We start from the raw sequence: 25,237 nt of genomic DNA on the forward strand, positions 1-25,237 counted from the left end.
CTTATTGCCAGATCGCCATCGCAATCAGGCTGACCACCACCAGGAAGCAGAGCCCGCTGGTCAGCACAAACTGCCCGCGCACGCGCTCACAGCGGCGAATGAATTCGTCGTCATGATGATCGTGATAGCGCTTCTCCCAGATATAACGCACCAGCCGCACCTGTTTGCTCGGCTGACCATGAGAGGTGAAGAAACCTGCGCCATCCACATATTGATATAACAGCGGATCGCAACCGCGCAAAACGGCCAATAGTGAGCGCAAAGAAGAGAAGTAGCGCGCCATATTCACCAGACAAACCACACACAGAGCCCAAAAAAGCGCGATAGTGCTGATCATGTTCCTCTCCCGGCTGGAGCCGTAACGACGTCGAACGCAGCGGGGAATTGCTGTAGACGCCGCACGGGAAATAAACCAGCCACTGAATGATTTCGATTGCATTGTTGTTATGCGAACCTGAGTGCACAACGCATACGGCAGTGGCACTTAATTTCAGTGTAGGAGATCTGTTCAATTTTTTTCCAGCGATGATTTTCGTTCAGGGCGAGTGAAAAAGCCGATAACGCTTGATCTTACTCACAAGCGAACTTTCGCTTGCAGCATTTGTTAACCACTCTGGGCTATACTCAGGGCATAACAAAAATCGCCTGCAAGGCTGAAATAGTTGGTTGGTGGCGCTTCATGGCCGTCTCGCGCAAAGGAATCGCCTACCGTGAAAGCAGGAAGATTTCCCCGAATCTTGAGAAAGGAGTTTTATCATGGCTTATAAACACATCCTGATTGCAGTAGACCTTTCCCCGGAAAGCCAGTTGTTGGTTGATAAAGCCGTTTCCCTGGCCCGTCCTTACGATGCGAAAATCTCGCTGATCCACGTTGATGTAAACTATTCCGATCTCTACACCGGGTTGATTGACGTCAATCTGGGTGACATGCAAAAGCGTATTTCTGAAGAGACGCACACCGCGCTGAAAGCACTTTCTATCAATGCCGGTTATCCGATCAGTGAAACCCTGAGCGGCAGCGGCGATCTTGGCCAGGTGCTGGTGGATGCGATTAAGAAATATGATGTGGACTTGGTGGTGTGTGGTCACCATCAGGACTTCTGGAGCAAGCTGATGTCATCGGCGCGCCAGTTGATTAACACCGTGCATATCGACATGTTGATTGTGCCGCTGCGCGATGAAGACGAAGAATAAACCGTAGGGTCGGCATTCATGCCGACCTTTTTCAATACCGCACGATTTACACCAGCGGCGGATAAATATCAAAACGATGGCTTTTAGTCACCACCGCATCCTGCGTCACCACGCCGGCTAACGGCGGCGCATAATCGGGACGCTTCACGACAATGCGTTTCTTCGCCAGGCGGCGCGCCGGTTCCAGCAGCGCATCGGCATCGTCATCTGCACCTACCAGCGACTGAAACACCCGCATCTCTTTCTTTACCATTGCGCTCTTCTGCCGATGTGGATACATCGGATCGAGATAGACCACATCCGGCGCGGGCGTGATATCGCTCAGGGCTTGCTGGCTGACGGCGTGCAGCAATGTAAGACGATCGCGCAGCCAGCCGCCAATTTCCGCATCCTGATAGCCACGACGCAACCCATCGTCCAGCAAGGCCGCCACCACCGGATGGCGCTCCAGCATACGCACGCGACAGCCCAGCGCCGCCAACACAAAGGCATCGCGCCCTAAACCGGCCGTCGCATCGATCACGTCTGGCAGATAACCACTTTTGATGCCCACCGCTTTCGCCACCGCTTCGCCGCGACCACCGCCAAACTTACGCCGATGTGCCATCGCGCCCGAAACGAAATCCACAAAGATGCCGCCGAGTTTCGGCTCATCCCGCTTACGCAGCTCAAGGTGTTCAGCGGTTAACACCAGCGCCATTATCGCCTGGTCGTCCTGCTGCAAACCCCAGCGCTCGGCCAAATGTAATAAGGCGCCGTCTCCGGCGCCTGTTTCATCGATTAAACCAATTTTCACAAGCCGGCTTATCCCTGAATTCCGTAGTGTTCCAGCATCGCATCAAGCTGCGGCTCGCGGCCACGGAAGCGTTTGAACAGCTCCATGGGTTCTTCGGAGCCACCGCGCGTCAGGATGTTGTCGAGGAACGACTGGCCCGTTTGACGGTTAAAAATGCCCTCTTCTTCGAAGCGAGAATAGGCATCGGCAGCCAGCACGTCGGCCCACAGATAGCTGTAGTAACCTGCCGCATAACCGCCGGCAAAGACATGGCTGAATGCGTGCGGGAAGCGGCCCCATTCCGGGCTTGGCACTACGGCAACCTGCTTCTTCACTTCACGTAGGGTTTCAAGGATGCGTGCGCCTTGTGCCGGATCGAACTCGGTGTGCAGACGGAAATCGAACAGGCCGAATTCCAGCTGGCGCAGGATAAAGAGCGCAGCCTGATAGTTCTTCGCCGCCAGCATTTTATCCAGCAGTTCCTTCGGCAGCGGTTCGCCGGTTTCGTAATGGCCGGAGATAAACGCCAGCGCTTCCGGCTCCCAGCACCAGTTTTCCATAAACTGGCTTGGCAGCTCAACGGCATCCCACGGCACACCGCTGATACCGGACACGCCCGGCGTTTCAATGCGCGTCAGCATATGATGCAGACCGTGACCAAATTCGTGGAACAGCGTGATCACTTCATCGTGCGTGAACAGCGCCGGTTTGCCCTGCAGCGGACGGTTAAAGTTACAGGTGAGATACGCCACCGGCTTCTGCAGGCTGCCGTCAGCTTTGCGCATCTGACCGACACAATCGTCCATCCACGCGCCGCCACGCTTATGCTCGCGGGCATAGAGGTCAAGATAGAAGCTGCCACGCAGTTCGCCGCTTTCGTCGAACAGATCGAAGAAGCGCACATCAGGATGATACACATCCACGTCTTTACGCTCTTTCGCGGTGATGCCGTAAATACGTTTCACCACCTCGAACAAGCCGCTTACCGCGCGCGCTTCCGGGAAGTACGGACGCAACTGCTCATCGCTGATGGTGTAGAGATGCTGTTTCTGTTTCTCGCCGTAATACGTGAGATCCCACGGATTCATCTCGTCGACGCCATGCTCTTTTTTGGCGAAGGCGCGCAGCTGAGCCAGCTCTTTTTCACCCTGCGGACGGGCGCGTTTAGCCAGATCGGTCAGGAACTCGATCACCTGAGATGGGCTTTCCGCCATTTTGGTGGCCAGCGATTTGTCGGCGTAGGAGTCGAAGCCCAGCAGTTGAGCCAGTTCATGACGCAGCGCCAACTCTTCCGCCATAATCGGGCCGTTATCCCATTTGCCGGCATTCGGTCCCTGCTCAGACGCACGCGTCGAATAAGCACGGTACAGCTCTTCACGCAGTGCGGCGTTGTCACAGTAGGTCATCACCGGCAGATAGCTTGGGATATCCAGCGTCAGCAGCCAGCCTTGTTGCTCTTTCGCTTCGGCCTGCGCTTTCGCGGCGGCCAGTGCGCTTTCCGGCATGCCCGCCAGCTCGGCTTCATCGGTCACCAGCTTGCTCCAGCCCATGGTAGCGTCGAGCACATTATTGCTGTAAGTGGAACCCAGTTCAGACAAGCGTGCAGCGATTTCGCCATAACGCTTCTGTTTTTCTTTATCCAGGCCGATACCGGACAGCTCGAAATCACGCAGGCTGTTATCGACCGCTTTCTTCTGCGCCGTATCCAGTGCCGCGTAGCTATCGCCCTCTTTCAGGTTACGATACGCCTGATACAAACCTTCATGCTGGCCAACCCAGGTGCTGTATTCCGACAGCAGCGGCAACGTTTGCTCGTAAGCTTCACGGAGTTCCGGGCTGTTTTTTACCGAGTTCAGATGGCTAACCGGCGAGAACAACCGACCTAAACGATCGTCAACTTCAGCCAGCGGCTGCACCAGGTTTTCCCAGGTATAAGGCGCGCCTTGCGCCACAACGCGTTCCACCGCTGCGCGGCAGTCGTTCAGCGCCTCGGTAACCGCAGGAACCACATGTTCAGGTTTGATGGCAGAAAACGGGGGAAGCGAAAAAGGCGTGAGTAACGGATTGGTCATAAGCGCAGTCCTTTCATGATGAAGTTGGGGCGCGAACTCTCGCGCGACGCAATTTTACTAACATGCGGCTTGATAGCATGAAAATCAATGCCACCTGAGGGAATGATTGCCAGGCTGGGGTGAAGGAAGAGGATTTTGTAAGGTGCGCATTCATGCGCACCGGGCTAAAGATTATTTAATTGCCAGTTGATAGTGAATCACATCGTAGGGCGCCACCCACTGCGGTAGCGGTTCGCGTTCGAAGCTATCTTTCGCCAGCGCCCAGCCTTCCACTGCGCCCCCTTTCCCGGTGAGCGTCATGCAGCAGCGGCGGCAAACTGTCCTCAAACTGCACGTTGTCATCCGTAAAATCGTTAATCACTTTGGCGTCGGCGCGGGAGGCAGTGAGCGAACCGCATCACCAAAAGTCTGTAACATCGCATCGTCGGATGTAGCCGATGCCAGTGCAGGGAATAGCGCCACAGTAATTAAAAGCATCTGTGTCAGATGACGCAATGTCAACACAACCTCGCGTTAGTCGATAAGAATACAAAAGGCTTCATCCCTATTCGTTAAATAGAGATGAAGCCCTTCCACAGCGCGAAAATTCGCGCTGTTACATCGCAAGTTTTGTAATAAATACCTGAATTAACCAGCCTGACGAATAATAAGCTGCGACAGACGAGTCTTAATGCGGAAGCACAATTCACGAATCTGGAACTGATAGCGCGGCATCACTAAATCGTTAATATCCGCGCCAATTGAATCTTTAATTTGCAGGTATTTGTTGGTCTGCGCGCCGATTTTCTGGAATTCGGCTTGATAGCTATCATAAGACGCCTGGCTGTAAAGACGCATCGCATCGAGCTCTTTGCGGCACTGCTGGATATTGCTGGTACGGTCGTCACTCAGGGAAGCCTCCGCTGGCTGAGCCGGCGCGGAAGCCACAAATGGCGTACCTTGCTGCTCTGACACATTATGTGCAGCGGATTGTTCTTCCGCAGTTGGCGGCGTGACTAAGCTATGAACGGGTTGTTGTTTCGCGCAGCCGGTCAGTACCAATAAGCTTGCCACCGCGACACCAGTTATTTTATTCATTATTTTCACCAGGAGTTATAAGAGATATTTTCAGCCCAAAATTATACGGCCTTAACCGGAAAGTTTCCTGCCAAAAACGCCTGGCATTTCGCTCGCGACCGCTTCGTTCTCGCGAATTAACTTACTTAATCCTTAGTAAAATTTCGAGCGTCGCTTGAATACATCGTCGAATTTTCCCTGCCGAAACCTGTCGCACCCTGCTAAAGCGGCCCTATAACGGAAAACTTAAGTCACCAACGAAACGTCAGCAATTTTTATGCAGCGCGGCTATAATCGCGCCACACACGATGTTTTAACTCCCTTTGATCCAACCGCGGACCCCTCTTTTTTATGCTGAGTTATCGCCACAGTTTTCATGCCGGCAACCATGCCGACGTGCTGAAACACACCGTTGAAAGCCTGATCCTCACCGCCCTGATGGAGAAGGAAAAACCTTTCCTCTATCTGGATACCCACGCCGGTGCCGGACGTTACCTGCTGAGCGGAGAGCACGCCGAGCGTACCGGTGAATATCTGGAAGGCATCGGCCGCATCTGGCAGCAGCCGGATGTGCCGGAGTTGCTCAAGCCGTATCTCTCGGCGGTGCGTAATCTCAATCCGCACGGCACGTTGAAGTATTATCCCGGTTCGCCGTTGATTGCCCGCTTCCTGCTGCGTGAAGAGGACAAAATGGAGCTGACCGAACTGCACTCCAGCGATTATCCGCTGCTGCGCACCGAGTTCAGTAAAGATGCCCGCGCGCGCGTGGCGCGGGGTGATGGCTATCAGCAGCTGAAAGCCAAGCTGCCGCCGCTGAGCCGTCGCGGTCTGATTCTGATCGATCCCCCGTATGAGATGAAAAGCGATTATCAGGATGTGGTGAAAGGCATTCAGGAAGGTCACAAACGTTTCGCCACCGGCGTTTTTGCGCTGTGGTATCCGGTGGTGATGCGTCAGCAGATTAAACACATGGTTAAAGATCTGCAGGCCACCAACATCCGTAACATTCTGCAAATTGAGCTGGCGGTGCGCCCGGACAGCGATCAGCGCGGCATGACGGCCTCCGGCATGATCGTGATTAACCCGCCGTGGAAGCTGAAAGCGCAGATGGAAGAGCTGCTGCCGTGGCTGCATCAGAAGCTGGTACCAGCAGGAACCGGCCACTTTAGCGTCACGCAGATCGTTCCCGAGTAAGCTCGCCTTAACGCGCCGCCAGCCTAATAGGACAATTATCATGTGGATCATTCTGGCTGGCGCGCTCGCTGCACTGTCGCCTGCCAAACGTTTTTCGGTACTGCTGCTCACGCTGGCCACTATTCTTGGGCTGTTCCAGGATGTGCTGGATTGGCCGGCAATGGTGCTGCTCGGCGCGATTGCCATCATCACCTGGATTCGCGTGGAAAATAACGCGCGCTGGATCCAGCGGGTGAGTGAAGCCGCACTCGTCGCCATCGCTATTGGCCTGTTTGTGCATTTTTTTCCTGGTTTCAAAAATCCGCGCCAGGTGGAAGATGTGCAAGCCGGACCGCTCAGCCTGCCCTTTAGCTTCTCGTACAATTTCGATAAAGCGCTGATTCCGTTTGTGTTGCTCATCTGCTTGCCGCAGCTGTTCCGCACCCCATCCGCGCCGCCGCGTTACAAAATCTTATGGCTGGCGCTGCTGGCGGCAATTCCGCTGCTGCTCTATGTCGCGGTGCAGTTGGGTGGCCTGGCCGTTGAACCCCATTGGCCGGAATGGTTGGGCAGTTTTATGCTGGCAAACCTGTTCTTCGTGTCACTGGCGGAAGAGGCATTCTTTCGTGGATATCTGCAACAGCGTCTGCGCCAACACATCGGTGCCGTCGCGGCATTGTTGCTGACGTCGCTGCTGTTCGGCCTGGCGCACTTCCCCGGCGGACCGTTGCTGATGATCTTCGCGACCCTGGCCGGATTGATTTACGGCCTGGCGTGGCAGTGGAGCGGACGCCTGTGGGTCGCCACCGGCTTCCATTTCCTGTTCAACATGACGCATCTGCTGTTTTTCACCTATCCGGCGTTACAGCATTAAACCTCGAACACCGCAAAATCATGTGCCAGCTCGGTCGCCGCAAACACCGACTGGCACTCCGCCAGCAGTCTCTCCCGATCCTTTGATAAATAGCGCGAGCTGAAATGCGTGGCAATCATGCGCTTCGCACCCGACTGTTTGGCCACTTCGGCGGCCTGAAGCGTGGTTGAATGGCCGCGCCCATTGGCTTTCTCCTGCAGCGCCGCTTCCAGCGTAGTTTCGTGCACCATCACATCGGCATTAGCAGCCAGTTGCAGCGCCACCTCGGTTGGCGCGGTATCGCCAAAAATCGCCAGCACCTTGCCTTTAGTTGCCGGACCAAGATAATCCGCGCCGTTAATCTCACGGCCGTCTTCCAACTGGATGCGCTTGCCCGCTTTTAAATCCTGATACCACGGCCCGCGCGGTACGCCTGCGGCTTTGAGGCGCGGCGCATCAAGGAAGCCCGGTTTATCGTGCTGCTCAATGCGATAGCCGTAGCACTCAATCACATGATTCATTGGCCAGGCCGTCACACGCACTTCGCCGTCATCCAGCACCAAACCGGCTTCGATCTCGACAATCTCCAGCGGATAAGAGGTGTACGAGCCACTTAAACTGAGCGCCGTCTCAATAAACTGCCGAATGCCTTTTGGGCCGTAAACTGTCATTGGTTCGGGAATGCCCGCCATCGATCGACTGGTGAGCAATCCGGGCAGCCCAAAAATATGGTCACCGTGCAGATGAGTGATGAAGATTTTTTCCAGCTTGCCCGGCTTCAGCGCGGAGCGCATGTATTGATGCTGCGTCGCCTCACCGCAGTCAAACAGCCAGGTATCGCCCCGTTTCGACAGCGTTAGCGCTATCGCAGTGACGTTACGTTGCAGGCTGGGCGCACCGCCGCCGGTGCCGAGAAATGTCAGTTGCATAATATTCTTCCCTGTAAGCGGAACCTGAATTTGACCCTATCATAAACATAGGCGCAAACTTTGCGCGTCTCGCTATCGTAGCGTTAAACTCTATGCCAATTTTCTTCCAACAGATGGACATAACGGATGACCAGACATTTTGACTACCTCGCCATCGGCGGCGGCAGCGGCGGTATCGCCTCAATTAACCGTGCCGCGATGCACGGCCAGAAGTGCGCGCTGATTGAAGCCAAAGAGCTGGGCGGCACCTGCGTCAACGTCGGCTGCGTACCAAAGAAAGTGATGTGGCATGCGGCGCAAATCGCTGAAGCCATTCATCTTTATGGACCAGATTATGGCTTCGACACGACGGTAAACCGTTTTGACTGGTCAATTCTGGTGAAAAACCGTAGCGCCTACATCGACCGTATTCACAGCTCTTACGATAACGTGCTGGGTAAAAACAAGGTTGAAGTGATCAAAGGTTTCGCGCGCTTTATTGATGCCAACACCGTTGAAGTTAACGGTGAAACCCTCACCGCCGATCATATCCTGATCGCCACGGGCGGACGCCCAAGCCATCCACAGGTGCCGGGCGCGGAATACGGTATCGACTCTGACGGTTTCTTCGAGCTCGATGCGCTACCAAAACGTGTGGCGGTCGTGGGCGCGGGTTATATCGCAGTAGAACTGGCGGGCGTGGTGAATGCGCTGGGCGCAGAAACGCACCTGTTCGTGCGTAAACATGCGCCGCTGCGCAGCTTCGATCCGCTGATCGTCGATACGCTGGTAGAAGTGATGCAGGCGGAAGGTCCAACGCTACATACTGAGTCGACGCCGAAGGCCGTGATCAAAAATGCCGACGGTAGCCTCACGCTGCAACTGGAAAGCGGCCACGAGCAAACCGTGGATTGCCTGGTGTGGGCGATTGGCCGTGAGCCAGCGACCGATAACCTCAATCTGGCGGCAACCGGTGTCGCGCTGAACGACAAAGGCTACATCAACGTCGATAAGTTCCAGAACACCAATGTGAAAGGCATTTATGCGGTAGGCGATAACACTGGCGCGGTTGAGCTGACGCCGGTGGCGGTTGCCGCAGGTCGTCGTCTCTCCGAGCGTCTGTTTAACAACAAACCAGACGAGCATCTGGATTTCAGCAACGTACCGACCGTGGTGTTTAGTCATCCGCCGATTGGCACCGTTGGCCTGAGCGAACCGCAGGCGCGCGAGCAGTACGGCGACGATCAGGTCAAAGTGTACACATCTTCTTTCACCGCGATGTATACCGCCGTCACCCAGCATCGCCAGCCGTGCCGCATGAAGCTGGTGTGCGTCGGTTCGGATGAGAAGATTGTCGGCATCCACGGAATCGGCAACGGTATGGATGAAATGCTGCAAGGCTTCGCGGTGGCGCTAAAAATGGGCGCCACCAAAAAAGACTTCGATAATACCGTGGCAATTCACCCAACGGCGGCAGAAGAGTTTGTGACGATGCGTTAATATTCCCTGCCGGAAATAAAAACCAGCCATTTATTCATGGCTGGTTTTTTTATGCCTGCAATTTATATCCCGTTTTATTCACTACTCAATATTCTATGCACAGGATAAGATTTATTTCTTTGGGGGGCGCTGAGTATTCGGTCGCCATTAATGGCGACAGTACAACGTTTTTGTAGGGTGCGCATTCATGCGCACCGCAAACTTAATGGCATTGCCAATTGATATATTTTTCGGGGAGAACGGTGTGAATTCAGGTGTTAATCACTCATGAATATCATCAACATCATTATGTCCGCCGGCAAAGCCTCGGTGGACGTAGCGCTCTACACGTTGATTCCGATTATGGTCGTGATGTTATTCATCATGAAATATCTGGAAGTTAAAGGGCTGTTAGATTTTGTCGTCCGTCATGCCACACCGTTATTAAAACCCTTTGGCATTACCGGGCTGGCCTTTTTTGCCATGATTCAGCTTAATTTCGTCAGCTTTGCGGCACCGCTGGCGGCGTTGGCAATCATGGAAAAGCGCGGCACCTCTGATCGTCATATGGCCGCCACGTTGGCGATGTTATTTGCCATGGGCCAGGCCAGCACCTTTTATCCACTGATTCCGGCGGGATTACACTGGAGCACAGCACTGATTATTTCGGTTTTTGGCGGTGTGTTAGCGGCAGCGGCGACGTATCACCTGTTTGGCCGCAACCTTTCCGATGCCGCGCTGCTTAATGAAGATGACGCTGTGACCACCAATGAAAATAAAATGGGCCTGATTGGCATCATTAATAGCGCCGGCTCCGATGCGATTCGGCTGGCGCTGGGTTCGCTGCCAATGTTGATTATTTCGTTGTCGGTGGTGGGTATTCTAAAAGAAGCGGGCGGCATTGAAATACTGACGCGTCTGGTGTCACCACTGCTGGATAAGCTGAATATTGCCGAAGTCTATATCCTGCCGGCGCTAACCAAATGTCTGGCCGGCGGCACTGCTTATTACGGCGTGGTGGCGGGATTGGTGGAGAAAGGCTTGTACAGCGCGCATAACATTAACGCCTCGGCGGGTTTACTGATTCAGACCTTCGACCTGCCCGGCATCGGTATTTACCTTGGTCTGTCGAGCCGATTCCCGCGCCTGTTCCGCTTCGCCGTGCCTGGCATTCTGCTCGGTATCGCGCTGCGCGCGACAGTACACGCAATACTATTCTGACGTGTCATGGCGCTGAATATCCTCTTCAGCGCCGTATCAAATCACCACACCTTCCATAGCGGCGCGATTTATCGCGCAATGAATTGCGCCGCTACAATGTGTGCGCCATTCATGGCGACACCTGTCAGAGTAGGATGCGCATTCATGCGCAACGGGCAAAATGCATAATGGCTGAGTTTGAGCAGCTATCTGCAGATTCCGTCTAACATCCTAAGCGATTACACGTCCGCGCCAAATGCCACGTCACGCTGCCCGCGCAGCTCCGCCAGACGGCTTTCCAGCGCCGTTTCAATGTTCTGATACGCCGTACTCCCGAGCGCCAGTCGCAGCGGCATGCGGGCTTGATCGAGTGTCGCAATCATCGCCGTCACGCATTTACCGGCGTCACCGGCGATGGTGAAATCGCCGGATACAATCGCGCGTCGCAACTGCCCGGACGCGTTATCACGGTAGACATCAAGCGCTGTTGCAACATCCAATCCTGCTCCGAAGTTGGTCGCCGTTGGACCGGGTTCTACCAGCAGAAAATTAATGCCGAAGCTCGCCACTTCCTGGCGCACCGCTTCGACAAACCCTTCAATCCCCCATTTGCTGGCGTGATACAGGCTGAAATTAGGATAGGCCACCTGCCCGCCTTCTGAAGAGATCTGCGCGATGCGTCCACCGCCCTGTTGGCGCAAGAAAGGAATCACCGCGCGAATCAGCTGGATGGAACCGGTGAGATTGGTGGCGATCTGGCGGTCGATCTGCGCATCGCTCAACTCTTCCGCCGCGCCGAACAGACCATAAGCCGCATTGCTTACCACCACATCGATACGATCGACAGCAGCAAAGGCCCGCTGCATCGTGGGCGCGATGCTGGCCGTTTGCGCCAAATCCAAAGCGATAACCCGCAGCTGTTCGCCATAGGTTTGCTGCAGATCGGCCATCGCCTGTTCACGCCGCACGCAGGCCAGCACGCGATCGCCGCGCGCCAGTAAACGTTCACTCATCAAACGACCCAGCCCGCTGCTGGCGCCGGTAATTAACCAGGTTTTCATGTTGTGATCCTCTTCTTGAAAACCTGATAGTAGAACGCTTTACTGGTGGCGATAATCCACTTAATCGCGCATGACCCGGTGAGGAAAAACCACCAATGAGAAGGCCTTCCTGGCACGAACTGCAGGCTATCAAAGCCTTGAGCGAGCAGCGCAGCTTTCGCCGTGCCGCCGAAATGCTCGGCTTGAAGCGCTCATCGCTCAGCCACCTGGTGAAAACGCTAGAGCACAATCTTGGCGTGCAACTGTTTCAACGTACTACGCGCAGCGTGTCGCTCACCGATGCCGGACAGCAACTGCTGGATCGGCTCTCGCCGCTGCTGAATCAGATGGATGATGTGCTGCACGACATCTCCGCCAGTCGCCATCAGCATTACGGCACGCTGCGTATCAGCGCCAGCGATGCTTCGATCGGCTTGCTGCTGGAAAAAGTGGTGGCGGATTTCAGCGCGCGCTATCCCGACATCCAGCTCGATTTCGCCGCGCAAGGCACGTTAGTGGACATCATCGCCGCCGGTTTCGATGCCGGTATTCGGCTGATTGAGGATGTGCCGCAGGATATGGTGGCGGTTCCGCTCGGCGGTCCGCTGACATTTGTGACCGTAGCCGCGCCCGCTTATCTGGCAAGAAGCACGCCAATTTCTCATCCACACGATCTTTTGCAGCAGCAGTGCATTCGCCAGCGTTTGCCGAGCGGTAAACGGTATCAGTGGGAATATGCGCAGGCGGGAGAAAAGCATGAGATTGATGTGCCAGGCTCGCTGACTTTAGATAGCAACGCGCTGATGGCGCAAGCCGCTCGCGCCGGTCTGGGTATTGCGTATGTGCCGTCGCTGTATGTGGAGAAGGAAATGCGCAGCGGCCAGCTGGAGGAACTGCTGGCCGATTGGCGGGTGCAATCGGCGGGGATTGCGTTATGGTTCCCGCCCAACCGACATCAGTCGATGGCGCTGCGGCTGTTTATTGATGCACTGAAAGTCAGCCTGCCGCGCCCAGCGTGATTCAGGCCGTGCGCTGCGGGGCTTTATGCACCGTGGTGTAAGCGTAATCAACGCCGGGAAGGTCAAGCACACTTCGGTCCACAGCGCAGAGATAATCAGCTTCTTACGCCCGGTTTTCGCCGGGCGACGATGTTATTTTTGAGCTGCTGGCGATCGATAGAAGGCTGATATAAAAGAATAAATAGGCCTTAAACGCCGGTATTGTTCCTGCTGACACGGCAGAAGCGGCGTTGATTCTGCCGTCCTTACCAGCGTAACCTGTCGCCACAAAACCTCATCAATAACACCATCGCAAAATGATTGTACGTCCTCATCAACACTGGTTTCTCCGGCTGTTTGACTGGCATGGATCGGTGCTCAGCAACATCGTGTTCCGCCTGTCCCTCAACCTGTTAATGTCGCTGATCGCCATCTTTGGCTATCCGTGGTACTCCACATTCGGCATTCACCTCACTACCGCACCCTTTAGCCTGGTGGGTGTGTCGATCGCCATCTTCCTCGGCTTTCGCAACAACGCCAGCTATGCGCGCTTTCTTGAAGCCCGCACGTTGTGGGGCAACCTGCACATCACCCTGCGCTCGCTGCTGCGACAAATCAAAAGCATTCGTGGCGTGAGTGAAGAGCAGGTGCGGGAATTTACCGGCTTGCTGCTGGCGTTTAGCCTGTGCCTGAAACATCGCCTGCGTAAAACGGATATGCAGACCGATTTGCAGCGTTTGCTGCCCGCCAACTGGCATGGCGCGGTGCTAAATCATCCGCTGCCGACGTCACAGATTTTGTTGTGTTTAAGCGAATGGCTGGCGCAGCGCCGCGATGAAGGATTGGTGTCGGATATTGTCTGGCAGAGCATTGATGAAAATCTTAATCAGCTGTCGGCCATTCTGGGCGGCTGCGATCGTATCGCCAGCACGCCGATTCCGTTCGTCTACAGCCTGATTTTGCATCGCACCGTGTATCTGTTCTGCACGCTACTGCCGTTCGCGCTGGTGGCGGATTTGCACCTGATGACGCCGCTGGTGTCGATGTTTATCTCATACACCTTTTTATCGCTGGAAGCGCTGGCGGAAGAGCTGGAGCATCCGTTTGGCACCGCGCCCAATCATCTGCCGCTGGATGCGCTATGCGTCAATATTGAACGTAATTTGAAAGCGATGAATGGCGATATGCCGCTGCCGGAACCGCTGCAGCCGGATGCCCATTTTAATTTGACGTGATTTACGTGGTCGCCATGAATGCGTCATCATGGTTGATGCGTCCATTGGGACGGTCGCCATAAATGGTGACCCTACAGAATCGGCGTAGGGTCGCCATTTATGGCGACCTGCTTTAACCCAAATTATCCAGCCAACGCACATACGCCTGATCCCACAACGCGGCGGGCGAGCCCGCTTTGCCGAGACCAAAGCCGTGACCGCCGCTACTTAGCTCAATCAGCTCAACCGGCACGCGCATGCGGCGACAGGTATCCCGCATCAGTTCAGTATTGTGGGGGTTCGAGGTGCGATCGTCTTCGGCCTGCGCGAGGAAGGTGGGCGGATATTGCCGCGTGACGTAGTTTTGCACCGACCAGTTGGCTTCCTGGGTGGGCGTGGCATTTTTTCCCACCATCATCAGATGCGTGTTGGTGTGCTGGTAAGGCGCTTCCAGGGTGATCACCGGATAAATCAACCCGACGCTGTCAACGTTGGGTCTGACCTGATCAAGCGGATCCTGCGCTGGATAGGATGTGAAATCCGGACGCGCCGCCGCCATGCCGAGCAGATGTCCACCGGCGGAAAAGCCCAGGACATGCACTTTGCGCTCCATCGAGCGCACCAGACGAATCGCGCGTTGTGCATCTTGCAGCGGTGCCAGATTCCCCGCCTGCCACTTTTCACCCGGCAAACGGTAGCTGAGCACATACACGGTGTAGCCGTTGGCATTGAGCCAGCGCGCCACTGGCCAGGCTTCACGCCCCATACCAATAAAGCGATAGCCGCCGCCCGCTGCCACAATCACCGCTTCACCGTTGGGCTTCTCCGGACGGAAACGCTGAATAGCGGGAGAAACAATGTTGGTCCAGGAACCGTATTTGTTCACGTTAAGCAAACCTGAAGGGCCGCCGCCGCCCGGAGGATCGTCGGGCCACAGCGGAATGACGTCATCGCGGGCAAAGAGTTTGCCCGTGGTCATCGAGAGAACGGTTGCTCCGCTAGCCAACAAAAAGTGACGACGTGTAATCATCTTGCCCAGTGCCAGTATGCAAAAAATGCCAGCTGCAAAAGCTGAATCTCATTATGTGACGCGTGTCTGATTTCGACGTTGGCGATTATGTACGTAAATCGTACAAAAAAGCCATAAAAAAACGCGCCTGAAAAGGCGCGCGTTCTTTCGAATACCCTAAATAATTCGAGTGGCAGCAAGTATGACGGGTATTAATCCTGTTGCTGGAACTGCGTCATCACCGTTTGCTCGCACTGCGACTGATCTTTACGCAGTTTGCCGCGCTCATCCTCGCCCAGCTCCAGCCATGCGCTGATCACTTCCTGCGCGATTTCTTCGTTGAATTCAGGCTGCTGCATCGCCGATGAAGACTGGCTGACCGCGAGTTGTGACTTCAGCTTTTCGGTGTAGCCATCCAAATCGCTGGTGCTCTTTTCGCTGCTCACTAGATGACACAGCTGGCTGGCATAGACATTCTCTTCCTGATTATTGTCACCGTCGGCAGCCAACGCTCCGGCCGAGAGAGACAGCCCAACGAGGGCGAGTAATAACGCTTTCATAATAGGCTCCAATAATTTCCAATAAATCAGTTTTCGTTCTGTTCCGCGCGTGCGGCCTGACGGGCGGCACGCCAGTTTAACAACGGTGTTACCGTGATGCCGTGCAACACAATGCTGCACACCACTAAGGTTAACGCCATATCCACCATCTGTTCCGCTTCGGGTCCACGCATGCCGTGCACCCATGCATAGGCAATATAATTGATACTGCCGATGCCGCGAATACCTAACCAGCCAATCAGCAACCGTCGCATCAGCGGAATATCGCAGCGCCAGGTGGTGATCCACACCGCCAGCGGACGCACCACCACGAACAGCAGCAGCGCCAGTCCGATGCCGGTGAGATTCCAGTGCTGCGCCAGCGTAATGCCGAGCACGACCATCATGCCCGCCGCCAGCAAACGCTCGATAGTATCACCAAAGGAGAGCGCATCACCGATCACCAACCCCACCGATTTCACCATGCCGCTGCTACCCTGCGCCATCCGCTGACCGGTATTTACGCGGGCTTCGGCCGGTAAGAAACGCTCCTCTTCAGACATCTCATCTTGCGGATAGTGCTTCACCACGCGCAATTCCGCGCGGCGTAAGCCAACACCTGCGGCAAAGGTGGCAAGGAAGCCGGAAGCATCAACCGCCTGCGCGGCCGCATAGCTCAGCGCAATCAGGGCCAGAGCAAACAGATCGTTGGGGGCCACATCCTGATTGGCGGTGCGTAAATGCGTTGCCAGTTGACCAATCAGCCAGCCCAACGCGAAGCCGATTCCCAGTCCGCCGCCAATCGCCCACAGCGCATCTTTGGCAAACCATTCACCGAATGAAGCCATATTCAGCGCATTCGGCTGGAGCATTAACATCGCCAGCATCAACAGCGGCAGTGCCGAACCGTCGTTCATGCCTGCTTCGCTGGAGAGCGCCACGCGCAGGGCGTCGTCGTCACGCGCATCATTCACAGAAATCAGGCTGGCGAGCACCGGATCGGTCGGCGCCACAATGGCACCAAACGCCAGCGACAGCGCCCAGTCAAAGCCGGTAATCCAGTGCACCAGCACCGTCATACTGCCAACGGTGAGCAGCATCGCCGGAAAAGCCAACCTAACGCCAAGCCGCCACGCATGCGCATTAAGCGGCAATCGCAACTTGAGTCCGGTAATGAACAGCGAGGCGGCCATAGTGATTTCAGTGATATGCGCGGCGAGATTAGCGTGACCGATGATATCGACTTGCAGCAAATTGAGCATCCATGGGCCACACAAGATGCCCGCAAACAGGTAGAGACCAAATGAGGTCACTGGCCCGCGGTGAATCCAACCGGAAGCCAGTGACATAAGAAGTAGCAGACCGCCGGTCGCAGCGGTCCAGGCCAGGAAGTTCATAACGCTCCGTTTTTAAATAATATTCTTCCCTTAAGCCTGGCACATGTTACGCGGTTAGTTTTTCAGATGACGACTCGCCAGACGAATCATCAGGGCAAGCGCAGCGGCTACCGTCGAAAGTGCCACCACGCCGGTCCAGCCAAAATGTGCTAACGCCAGGCTTCCCAGCGCCGCACCGGTCGCCATGCCGATGAAAACAACAGTAAACATCAAGGCGTTAAGGCGGCTGCGCGCGTCCGGCGCCAGGCTGTAGACCAGCGTCTGATGCGCCACCAGCGTGGCCTGCACACCCAAATCAAAACCGATGGTGCTGATGATAATCAGACCAAGCTGAGCCGGCATCGGCAGCAGCGGCAGCAGGAACATCAACGCGAACGACACCATCACCAGCGTGGCACCGTACTGCGTGACACGTGCGGGACCAATGCGATCCGCCACGCTGCCGGCTAACGGTGCGGCCAATGCGCCCGCGGCACCGGCCAGGCCGAATGCACCGGCAACGGCGCTGTCGAGATGGAACTTGTCGCTGAGCATCAGCGCCAGTGTTGACCAGAAGGCGCTAAAGCCCACTGACAACAAACCTTGCGCCAGCGCGGCGCGGCGCAAGGTTTGATGGTGCTGCCACAGATGCGCCAGCGACAGCAGCAGACGCGGATAGCTCACCGAGGTGCCCGGCGTAAAGCGCGGCAGCACGCGCCACAGCGCCAGGCTTATCAGCAACACCGCCACTGCCGCAATCATGTACATGGTGCGCCAGCCGAAATACTCCGCGACCACGCCGCTTACCACGCGTGACAGTAAAATCCCCACCAGTAATCCTGTCATCACCGTGCCGACGATTTTGCCGCGACTGCGCTCCGGTGCTAACGCTGCCGACGCCGGTACGATGTCCTGCGCCACGGTGGCGGTTAAGCCGGTAACGAAGCTGGCGATCAGCAAGCCGTTCAATCCGCCCGAAAAGCCACACAGCAGCAGTGCGGCAACCAGCATCAAGCCTTTAATCAGGATAATGGTGCGCCGATCGTGGCGGTCACCCAGCGGGGCCAGCAGCAGAATGCCGAGCGCATAACCGGCTTGTGTCAGCATCGGCACCATACCGACACTGCCAATCCCGACGTTAAATTGTTTGCTGATGATATCCAGCATCGGCTGGCTGTAGTAAATCGATGCCACGCTGAGTCCGGCACCGGCCGCGAGTGTAAACACCAGCGGCGCGGGCAGTCTTTCTGCTGGCATGGCTGAAGATGAGATGGCTGGCATTGTGGATTCCCCCGTGAAAGTGCGCTTATTAAAGCGCGTCGCCGCCATACGCGGTAGACTGCTCAAACACAGAACTGTTATGCACGGTGCGTATGAACAACACCTCCAGCCTTGATCGCATCGAACTGATGCAGACGTTTATCCGCATTGTGGAGAGCGGATCGCTGTCTGCCGCAGCAACCCAGCTTGGCACCACGCAGCCCACCATCAGCCGTCGCCTGCAAGCGCTTGAGCAGCGGCTCGGTCTCAAACTGATTCTGCGTACCACGCACGCGCTGAAACTCACCGACGATGGCGAGCGCTGCTATGCGCAGGCACGTCAGCTGGTGGCGACCTGGCACGCACTGGAAGATGAGTTGACCGGCGCCAGCGACGATCCGATTGGCACTCTGCGCGTGCGGGCGCCGCATGCGTTTGGTCAGGATCAGCTGATTGAACCGCTGATTGATTATCTGCATCGCTATCCGCGCTTAACCGTGGAGTGGACGCTGAATGACCGCACACCGGACTTCATCAGCGAAAACATTGACTGCGCGATTCAGGTGGGTGCCCCCAGCGATGCATCGATCGTGGCGGTGCTGCTGGCGGAAGTGCCACGCTTTGTGGTGGCTGCGCCGTCGCTGCTGGCGTCGTATCCTCCGGTCGAAGAGGTCTCGCAGCTGACGAATTTGCCGTGGCTGGCGCTGACCAGTTTTTATCGTAACGAAATCGCTTTGCAGCGCATTAGCGATGGTCAGCCAGTGAATCTGGCGATTGCCCCACGTCTCGCCAGCGATAGCTTGTACGCGGTGCGCAAAGCCGCCGTGGGTGGCATGGGCGCGGCTGTGGTGTCGTCATGGGTGGTGCAGGAGGATTTGGCGAACGGAGATTTGATTCAGTTAATGCCGGAGTGGCAAGCGCCGCCGCTGCCGGTGTGGCTGACCTATCCGTGGGCCAGCTATTATCCGGCGCGCTTACGGCAGTTTTTCGCCATGATACGGGAAGTGATGCCGCAACTGGCAGGAACGCAGCCAGCAACGTCAGCGAGGAAATGAAAAGGTCGCCATAAATGGCGACATCATGGTTCGTGCATTCATTGATTCGGTCGCCATAAATGGCGACCTGGATTCATCACATCTTCGCCGCGCTCTTATCCGCCTTCGACATATTATCCAGCCAGCCCATCACAAAAGCCGACAGCACAAACGTCAGGTGGATAATCACGTACCACATTAACTTTTCGTTTTCGATGTTGCGGGCGTCCATAAAGATGCGCAGCAGATGAATCGACGAAATCGCCACAATTGATGCCGCCACTTTGTTTTTCAACGAGCCGGAGTCCATTTTACCGAGCCAGCTCAGCTTCTCTCTGTGCTCATCAATATCCAGCTTGGAAACAAAGTTCTCATAACCCGAGAGCATCACCATCACCAGCAAACCGCCGACCAGCGTCATATCCACCAGTGACAGCAGCAGCAGAATCAAATCGTTCTCCGCGATGCTGAAGACATGCGGCAGCAGGTGAAAAATTTCCTGGAAGAATTTGATAGTCAGCGCCAGCAGGCCCAACGAAAGTCCCATGTAAACCGGAGCCAGCAGCCAGCGCGATGAATACATCAGGTTTTCGATAAAACGTTCCATAAGTTCCCATTAATCAACAGACAAGTGGGCGAGTATAACCGAACTTATGTGAAGTTATTTCAGCCCTTCTTCAGAAATTTCAGGCGCTGCGGGTAGCGGTAATGACAAACGAAACACCGCGCCGCCTTCCGGCCGATTCTCCGCCCAGATGCGCCCGCGATGGGATTCGATAATGGTTTTACCGATCGCCAGTCCCAATCCCACGCCCGGCACCGCCGACTCTTTATCGCCGCGTGCAAACTTGTCAAAAATGCGCGTGAGATTGTCGGGCGCGATGCCGGGCCCGCTGTCCCATACCGCAATCTCCAGCCGATCGCGATCGCGCCAGGCACGAATACCGTGCTGCGCTGCATTGCCCGCGTATTTCAGGCTGTTTTCAATCAGATTGGTAAACACGCGCTCCAGCATGGCGCTGTCGCCTTTGATCAGCACCATCTCTGGCAAATCGAGAATAAAATCATGGCCTTTCAACAATGGGCCCATGCTGCTTAGCGCGCCGCCGATCACCTCATCCAGCGCCACCCACTCTTCACGCAAATTGAGTCCGCCAGATTGAATGCGCGCCATATCCAGCATGTTACTCACCAGCCGGATGGTGCTCAGCGTCTGTTCGCGAATCTGATTGGCCTGCCCGACGTACTTCGACTCTTCGCTGGCGAGATCGAGCATCAGCATCTCCGCCTGACCAAACAGCACCGTTAACGGCGTGCGCAGGTCGTGCGACAGCGCCGACAGCAGCGCATTGCGCAGCTGCTCACGTTCGGCGGCCAGCCGCGATGCCGCTTCACTGTGCGACAGCGCCATACGTTCCAGCGCATTGGCAATCAATACGGTGAAGGTTTCCAGTAAACGCTGCTGCTCGGGAATCATCAGTTGGCGCAAGTTTTCCGGTTCCACCACCAGTAAACCGCGACAGTGATGGCCACTTTTTAGCGGCAGAATCTGATACGGCACCGCCGGCAAAGTATCGGTGCCCGCGCCCGCCGGTTGGCCTTTACTGAAACTCCACTTGGCGATGGCGAGATCCGGCGGCGTGCCAATCGCGGTATCGCCCACGGTTTGCAGCTCGCCCTGCTCATCCGGCAGCAGCAGCAAACTGCGCGCCTGCAAGGTGACATCGATGATGCGCTGGCTGGTGGTGGCGATATCCTGCGGCGTCAGGTCGCTGCCGAGCGCTTTCGCCATCTCATACAGATGCCGCGCGCGCTGTTCACGATAGCGCGCCACTTTGGCTTGATAGCGCACGCCCGCTGTGAGATTCCCGACTATCACGCCCACCGCCAGCATCACCGCGAAGGTCACCAGATACTGCAAATCCGATACCGCCACGGTGCCGGTCGGCGCGACAAAAAACAGGTCGAAAGCAATGATGTTGATCACCGTGGCGAACACCGACGGCCAGCGACCATAGCGCAGCGCCACCAGCACCACCGCCAGCAGATAAATCATCACGCTGTTAGCAGGATCAAACGCTACCAGCAGCCAGCGGCCCACCGTCGTGACCAAAATACACAGCAGCAGCGCCATCAAACAGCCGCGTAAGTACAGCCGCCATTTTTCGCTGCTGCCGCGTTGGCCGCTGAGCGGATGCGGCGCATCGCGCACCGGTTCGTCCAGCGCAACCACCAACAAATCGAGATCCGGCCCGAGTTCGCCGAGACGCTGGGCAAAACTGTCGCGCCGCCAGCGCCGCTGGGGCTGGCGACCGGTAACGATTTTGCCGAGATTGTGCTCGCGCGCATAGCGCAGCACCGCGCGCGCTTCATCGGGATCGGAGAGCGTGGCGGTTTCAGCACCGAGTTCCTGCGCCAGCTGCAGCGTGCGCAAAATGGCGCGCCGCCGCGCTTCCGGTAGCCGATTAAGGCGCGGCGTTTCCACGTACACCGCGTGCCATGCGCTGCCGAGCCGAGCCGCCAGCCGCGCGGCGGTGCGCACCAGCTTTTCACTGCCGGTATCGTCGCCGATGCACAGCAGAATGGCATCACGCGTGTGCCAGACCTTTTCTTTGCCTTGCCGATCGCGCCAGGCGCGCATCTGGTCGTCCACGCGATCGGCGGTGCGGCGCAGCGCCAGTTCACGCAGCGCGAACAGATTGCCCTTGCGGAAGAAGTTTTCGATGGCGCGTTCGGCGCGGTCGCCGACGTAGACTTTGCCCTCTTTTAGCCGCTGACGCAGATCGTCTGGCGGGAGATCCACCAGTACCACTTCGTCGGCGCTATCGAAGAAGGGATCGGGCACGGTTTCACGCACCTGAATACCGGTGACGCCGCCCACCACATCATTCAGGCTCTCCAGATGCTGGACATTGACGGTGGTAATGACGTCGATGCCCGCCTCGAGCAACTCTTCAATATCCTGCCAGCGCTTGGGATGGCGTGAACCCTGCACGTTGGTGTGCGCCAGTTCATCCATCAGGATCACCGCTGGATGGCGCGCCAGCGCCGCATCGAGATCGAATTCGGCATGGCGCGAACGCCCGGTGGCGCGACGTGGCAACAGCGCCAGGCCGTGGAGCAGCGCGGCGGTCTCTTCGCGGTCGTGGGTTTCCACCACGCCAGCGAGTACATCAAGGCCGTGCGCGCGCAGTCGTTGCGCCTCCTGCAACATGGCGAAGGTTTTCCCCACGCCCGCACAGGCACCGAAGTAGATTTTCAGCTTACCGCGATGGCTGTCGCTGTGGTTCAGCAGCAGTGCATCGGGATCGGGGCGAGACATGTCGTCGTTCATCGATCGTCCATCGTAAAACCGCGCGATAAATCGCGCCGCTACAAGTACGTGCACATACCGTAGCGGCGCAATTTATTGCGCGATATGTTTATCCTTGCAAATCATCCAGCGCCAGATTCAAACGCAATACATTTACCGTCTCTTCGCCGACAAACGGTAGCAGCGGGCGTTCGGTGTGGCGCGCAATCAGCGCCTCAACATCACCGAGCTTCATGTTGCGCGCGGCGGCGATACGCGGTGCCTGCCACAACGCGGCTTCTGGCGAAATGTCCGGGTCTAATCCGCTCGCCGACGCGGTCACCAACTCCACCGGCACCGCTTTAGGCGCTTGCGGATTGGCCGCGCGAAGTGCGGCAACACGTTCCGCCACCGCTTTATCCAGTGCCGGATTGCTGCCCGCCAGGTTGCTGCCGCTGGAGGCCTGCGCATTATAAGGCGCATCACCGGTAGCGGAAGGTCGGCCCCAAAAGTGTCCTGGCTGGCTGAATGCCTGGCCGATCTGTTCAGAGCCGCGCACCGCGCCATCCTGTTCAATCAGCGAACCGTTCGCCTGTGACGGGAACCACCACTGCGCCAGACCCGTCGTCAGCAGCGGATAGACCGCGCCGGTGAGTAGCGTAAGCAGTATTAACAATACAATAGCCGGACGTAACTGACTCATTTCTCTTCTCCTCAAGCCAGGCCAAGCAGCGTCAGCAGCAGGTCGATGGCTTTAATCCCAATAAACGGCACCACCAATCCGCCCGCGCCATAAATCCACAGGTTGCGACGGAGCAATGCCGCGGCACTCAGCGGACGATAACTCACGCCTTTCAGCGCCAGCGGAATCAGGAACACAATCACCAGCGCGTTAAAAATCACCGCCGACAGAATTGCCGAATTCGGCGAATGCAGCCCCATCACGTTGAGCATGTTGAGCTGCGGATAGGTAGCGGCAAACGCAGCCGGAATAATGGCGAAATACTTCGCCACGTCGTTGGCGATACTGAAGGTGGTGAGCGAACCGCGCGTCATCAGCATCTGTTTACCGATGTGGACCACTTCCAACAGCTTGGTCGGATTCGAGTCGAGATCGACCATGTTACCGGCCTCTTTCGCCGCCTGCGTACCGGAGTTCATCGCCACCGCGACATCAGCCTGCGCCAGCGCTGGCGCATCGTTGGTGCCGTCGCCGGTCATCGCCACTAAGCGCCCTTCCGCCTGATACTGGCGAATCAGCGCCAGCTTGGCTTCCGGCGTAGCTTCCGACAGGAAATCATCAACGCCCGCTTCCGCCGCAATGGCCGCGGCGGTTAACGGGTTATCGCCGGTAATCATCACCGTTTTGATGCCCATCTTGCGCAGCTCAGCAAAACGCTCTTTGATGCCGCCTTTAACGATATCTTTCAGCGCCACCACGCCCAACACCTGCGCGCCTTCGGCCACCACCAGCGGCGTGCCACCGGCGCGCGCCACCTCTTCCACCGCAGCATTCACTTCCGTTGGGAAACGGCCCTGATTGGCTTCAATGTGGCGACGCACCGCATCGACCGCGCCTTTGCGGATCAGCCGATCCTGCACATTGACGCCGCTCATACGCGTTTGCGCAGAGAAAGGAATAAAACTTGCGCCCATGCTGCTCAGATCGCGTTCGCGCAGGTTAAATTTCTGCTTCGCCAGCACCACGATGCTGCGCCCTTCCGGCGTCTCATCAGCCAGCGACGCCAGCTGCGCCGCATCCGCCAGTTGCTGTTCGCTGACGCCCGGCGCGGGCAGGAACTGCGTCGCCTGACGGTTACCGAGCGTGATGGTGCCGGTTTTATCCAGCATCAGCACATCGACGTCGCCCGCCGCTTCCACCGCGCGGCCGCTGGTGGCAATGACGTTGGCGCCCAGCATGCGGCTCATGCCTGCCACACCGATGGCCGATAGCAGGCCGCCGATGGTGGTTGGAATCAGGCATACCAACAGCGCCACCAGTACCGTGATGCTGACCGGCGTGCCGCCGTAGGCCGAAAACGGCCACAACGTGGCGGTTGCCAGCAGGAACACAATCGTCAGCGACACCAGCAGAATGGTCAGCGCCACTTCGTTCGGCGTTTTACGGCGTTTCGCGCCTTCCACCATCGCAATCATGCGGTCGAGGAAGGTTTCACCCGGATTGACGCTGCACTGAATCACCAGCCAGTCGGACAGAATGCGCGTGCCGCCGGTTACCGAGGAGAAATCCCCGCCGGATTCACGAATGACCGGTGCAGATTCACCGGTGATCGCGCTCTCATCCACCGATGCGCCGCCCTCCAGCACTTCGCCGTCGCACGGGATGATGTCACCGGCTTCCACCAGCACCACATCGCCTTTACGCAGCGTATCGGCGGCTACGTTGTGCCACGCTGCGCCGTAGCGCGCTTCGGCCAGTTTTTTCGCATCGCTGGTTTTGCTGATGCCTTTCAGGCTGTTGGCCTGCGCCTTGCTGCGCCCTTCTGCCAGCGCTTCGGCGAAGTTAGCAAACAGCACGGTAAACCACAGCCAGATGGCGACGCCGCCGGTAAAGCCCGCATTGCCACTGAGCGATCCGATGGCCATGCCAACCGCCAATACCGAGGTCAGTACGCTGCCGATCCACACCAAAAACATCACCGGGTTGCGGAACTGCACGCGCGGATCGAGTTTTTTCAGCGCATCCAGCATGGCAACGCGAGTGAGCGCCGCATCAAACAGCGCCAGTTGTTGACGACTCATGA

23 protein-coding genes and 1 pseudogene are annotated in these 25,237 nt (G+C 56.8%); 8 read left to right on the forward strand and 16 right to left on the reverse strand.

Annotation, left to right across the window (positions count from 1 at the left end; translation table 11 throughout):
• Position 1 precedes the first annotated feature (1 nt).
• Entirely contained in the window at positions 2-337 is a 336-nt protein-coding gene (gene uspB, locus AC6I8K_RS17740; RefSeq protein WP_008108136.1) for a universal stress protein UspB, read from the reverse strand.
• A 419-nt stretch (positions 338-756) separates the two neighbouring features.
• On the opposite strand from uspB, the gene uspA reads away from it, so the two are divergent.
• Positions 757-1,194 (forward strand): universal stress protein UspA, encoded by a 438-nt coding sequence (gene uspA, locus AC6I8K_RS17745; protein ID WP_097095741.1) that lies wholly within the window; start codon positions 757-759, stop codon positions 1,192-1,194.
• Positions 1,195-1,240: 46 nt separating this feature from the next.
• Here uspA and rsmJ read toward each other — a convergent pair whose 3' ends face one another.
• The 4 genes from rsmJ to AC6I8K_RS17765 all read right to left on the reverse strand — a co-directional run bounded on the left by rsmJ (position 1,241) and on the right by AC6I8K_RS17765 (position 5,118).
• A complete protein-coding gene (rsmJ, locus tag AC6I8K_RS17750) occupies positions 1,241-1,990 on the reverse strand; it encodes a 16S rRNA (guanine(1516)-N(2))-methyltransferase RsmJ (RefSeq protein ID WP_064741274.1) in 750 nt (249 codons plus the stop codon).
• An 8-nt stretch (positions 1,991-1,998) separates the two neighbouring features.
• Entirely contained in the window at positions 1,999-4,041 is a 2,043-nt protein-coding gene (gene prlC / locus AC6I8K_RS17755) for an oligopeptidase A (protein WP_064741275.1), read from the reverse strand.
• 171 nt (positions 4,042-4,212) lie between these two features.
• The gene (locus AC6I8K_RS17760) at positions 4,213-4,341 is read right to left on the reverse strand and encodes a hypothetical protein (RefSeq protein WP_497827144.1); all 129 of its coding nucleotides are present in this window, start codon (positions 4,339-4,341) and stop codon (positions 4,213-4,215) included.
• A gap of 327 nt (positions 4,342-4,668) precedes the next feature.
• On the reverse strand, positions 4,669-5,118 hold the full coding sequence (locus AC6I8K_RS17765) for a YuaE family lipoprotein (RefSeq protein WP_483816387.1): 450 nt from the start codon (positions 5,116-5,118) through the stop codon (positions 4,669-4,671).
• Between the two features lie 330 nt (positions 5,119-5,448).
• Here AC6I8K_RS17765 and AC6I8K_RS17770 point away from each other — a divergent pair, with 330 nt between their 5' ends.
• On the forward strand, positions 5,449-6,291 hold the full coding sequence (locus tag AC6I8K_RS17770; RefSeq protein ID WP_064741278.1) for a 23S rRNA (adenine(2030)-N(6))-methyltransferase RlmJ: 843 nt from the start codon (positions 5,449-5,451) through the stop codon (positions 6,289-6,291).
• A gap of 40 nt (positions 6,292-6,331) precedes the next feature.
• Positions 6,332-7,144: a CPBP family intramembrane glutamic endopeptidase gene (locus AC6I8K_RS17775; RefSeq protein WP_497827145.1), complete on the forward strand. Its 813-nt coding sequence runs from the start codon at positions 6,332-6,334 to the stop codon at positions 7,142-7,144.
• Here the strand turns inward: AC6I8K_RS17775 and rnz are convergent.
• On the reverse strand, positions 7,141-8,052 hold the full coding sequence (gene rnz / locus AC6I8K_RS17780; RefSeq protein ID WP_483816388.1) for a ribonuclease Z: 912 nt from the start codon (positions 8,050-8,052) through the stop codon (positions 7,141-7,143). The two genes, AC6I8K_RS17775 and rnz, sit on opposite strands and share 4 nt — an antisense overlap.
• A gap of 126 nt (positions 8,053-8,178) precedes the next feature.
• Between rnz and gorA the strand changes: the two genes are divergently transcribed.
• Positions 8,179-9,531 carry a glutathione-disulfide reductase gene (gene gorA, locus AC6I8K_RS17785; RefSeq protein WP_064741281.1) on the forward strand — a complete coding sequence of 451 codons (1,353 nt, stop codon included), beginning with the start codon at positions 8,179-8,181 and terminating at the stop codon, positions 9,529-9,531.
• A 267-nt stretch (positions 9,532-9,798) separates the two neighbouring features.
• Entirely contained in the window at positions 9,799-10,731 is a 933-nt protein-coding gene (locus tag AC6I8K_RS17790; protein ID WP_483816390.1) for a nucleoside recognition domain-containing protein, read from the forward strand.
• Positions 10,732-10,949: 218 nt separating this feature from the next.
• Here the strand turns inward: AC6I8K_RS17790 and AC6I8K_RS17795 are convergent, their stop codons facing one another.
• Positions 10,950-11,771 carry an SDR family oxidoreductase gene (locus AC6I8K_RS17795; protein WP_497827146.1) on the reverse strand — a complete coding sequence of 274 codons (822 nt, stop codon included), beginning with the start codon at positions 11,769-11,771 and terminating at the stop codon, positions 10,950-10,952.
• A 95-nt stretch (positions 11,772-11,866) separates the two neighbouring features.
• On the opposite strand from AC6I8K_RS17795, the gene AC6I8K_RS17800 reads away from it, so the two are divergent.
• Complete coding sequence (locus AC6I8K_RS17800) at positions 11,867-12,769, forward strand: LysR family transcriptional regulator (RefSeq protein WP_497827147.1); 903 nt, start codon at positions 11,867-11,869, stop codon at positions 12,767-12,769.
• Positions 12,770-12,808: 39 nt separating this feature from the next.
• On the opposite strand, the pseudogene AC6I8K_RS17805 reads toward AC6I8K_RS17800, so the two are convergent.
• Positions 12,809-12,883 (reverse strand): annotated as a pseudogene (locus tag AC6I8K_RS17805) (hydrolase); the annotation flags it as partial.
• Positions 12,884-13,065: 182 nt separating this feature from the next.
• Here AC6I8K_RS17805 and AC6I8K_RS17810 point away from each other — a divergent pair.
• A complete protein-coding gene (locus AC6I8K_RS17810; protein WP_064741285.1) occupies positions 13,066-13,983 on the forward strand; it encodes a bestrophin family protein in 918 nt (305 codons plus the stop codon).
• Positions 13,984-14,095: 112 nt separating this feature from the next.
• Here the strand turns inward: AC6I8K_RS17810 and AC6I8K_RS17815 are convergent, their stop codons facing one another.
• The 4 genes from AC6I8K_RS17815 to AC6I8K_RS17830 all read right to left on the reverse strand — a co-directional run bounded on the left by AC6I8K_RS17815 (position 14,096) and on the right by AC6I8K_RS17830 (position 18,167).
• Positions 14,096-14,992, reverse strand: coding sequence for an alpha/beta hydrolase (locus tag AC6I8K_RS17815; protein WP_497827148.1), 897 nt, complete (start codon positions 14,990-14,992; stop codon positions 14,096-14,098).
• Between the two features lie 191 nt (positions 14,993-15,183).
• Complete coding sequence (locus tag AC6I8K_RS17820) at positions 15,184-15,531, reverse strand: hypothetical protein (RefSeq protein ID WP_497827149.1); 348 nt, start codon at positions 15,529-15,531, stop codon at positions 15,184-15,186.
• Positions 15,532-15,557: 26 nt separating this feature from the next.
• Positions 15,558-16,907, reverse strand: coding sequence for a cation:proton antiporter (locus tag AC6I8K_RS17825; protein WP_064741288.1), 1,350 nt, complete (start codon positions 16,905-16,907; stop codon positions 15,558-15,560).
• Between the two features lie 54 nt (positions 16,908-16,961).
• On the reverse strand, positions 16,962-18,167 hold the full coding sequence (locus tag AC6I8K_RS17830) for an MFS transporter (protein WP_497827150.1): 1,206 nt from the start codon (positions 18,165-18,167) through the stop codon (positions 16,962-16,964).
• Between the two features lie 92 nt (positions 18,168-18,259).
• Here AC6I8K_RS17830 and AC6I8K_RS17835 point away from each other — a divergent pair, with 92 nt between their 5' ends.
• Entirely contained in the window at positions 18,260-19,201 is a 942-nt protein-coding gene (locus AC6I8K_RS17835) for a LysR family transcriptional regulator (protein WP_497827151.1), read from the forward strand.
• 76 nt (positions 19,202-19,277) lie between these two features.
• On the opposite strand, the gene AC6I8K_RS17840 is transcribed toward AC6I8K_RS17835, so the two are convergent.
• The 4 genes from AC6I8K_RS17840 to kdpB form a co-directional block, all read right to left on the reverse strand.
• On the reverse strand, positions 19,278-19,787 hold the full coding sequence (locus tag AC6I8K_RS17840) for a TIGR00645 family protein (protein WP_064741291.1): 510 nt from the start codon (positions 19,785-19,787) through the stop codon (positions 19,278-19,280).
• 54 nt (positions 19,788-19,841) lie between these two features.
• The gene (gene kdpD, locus AC6I8K_RS17845) at positions 19,842-22,514 is read right to left on the reverse strand and encodes a two-component system sensor histidine kinase KdpD (RefSeq protein WP_483816396.1); all 2,673 of its coding nucleotides are present in this window, start codon (positions 22,512-22,514) and stop codon (positions 19,842-19,844) included.
• A gap of 88 nt (positions 22,515-22,602) precedes the next feature.
• Positions 22,603-23,175 (reverse strand): potassium-transporting ATPase subunit KdpC, encoded by a 573-nt coding sequence (gene kdpC, locus AC6I8K_RS17850; RefSeq protein WP_064741293.1) that lies wholly within the window; start codon positions 23,173-23,175, stop codon positions 22,603-22,605.
• A gap of 11 nt (positions 23,176-23,186) precedes the next feature.
• The gene (kdpB, locus tag AC6I8K_RS17855) at positions 23,187-25,235 is read right to left on the reverse strand and encodes a potassium-transporting ATPase subunit KdpB (protein WP_064741294.1); all 2,049 of its coding nucleotides are present in this window, start codon (positions 25,233-25,235) and stop codon (positions 23,187-23,189) included.
• Positions 25,236-25,237: the final 2 nt, after the last annotated feature.

This window comes from Pantoea sp. X-Soil-ISGK-421, from assembly GCF_059730785.1.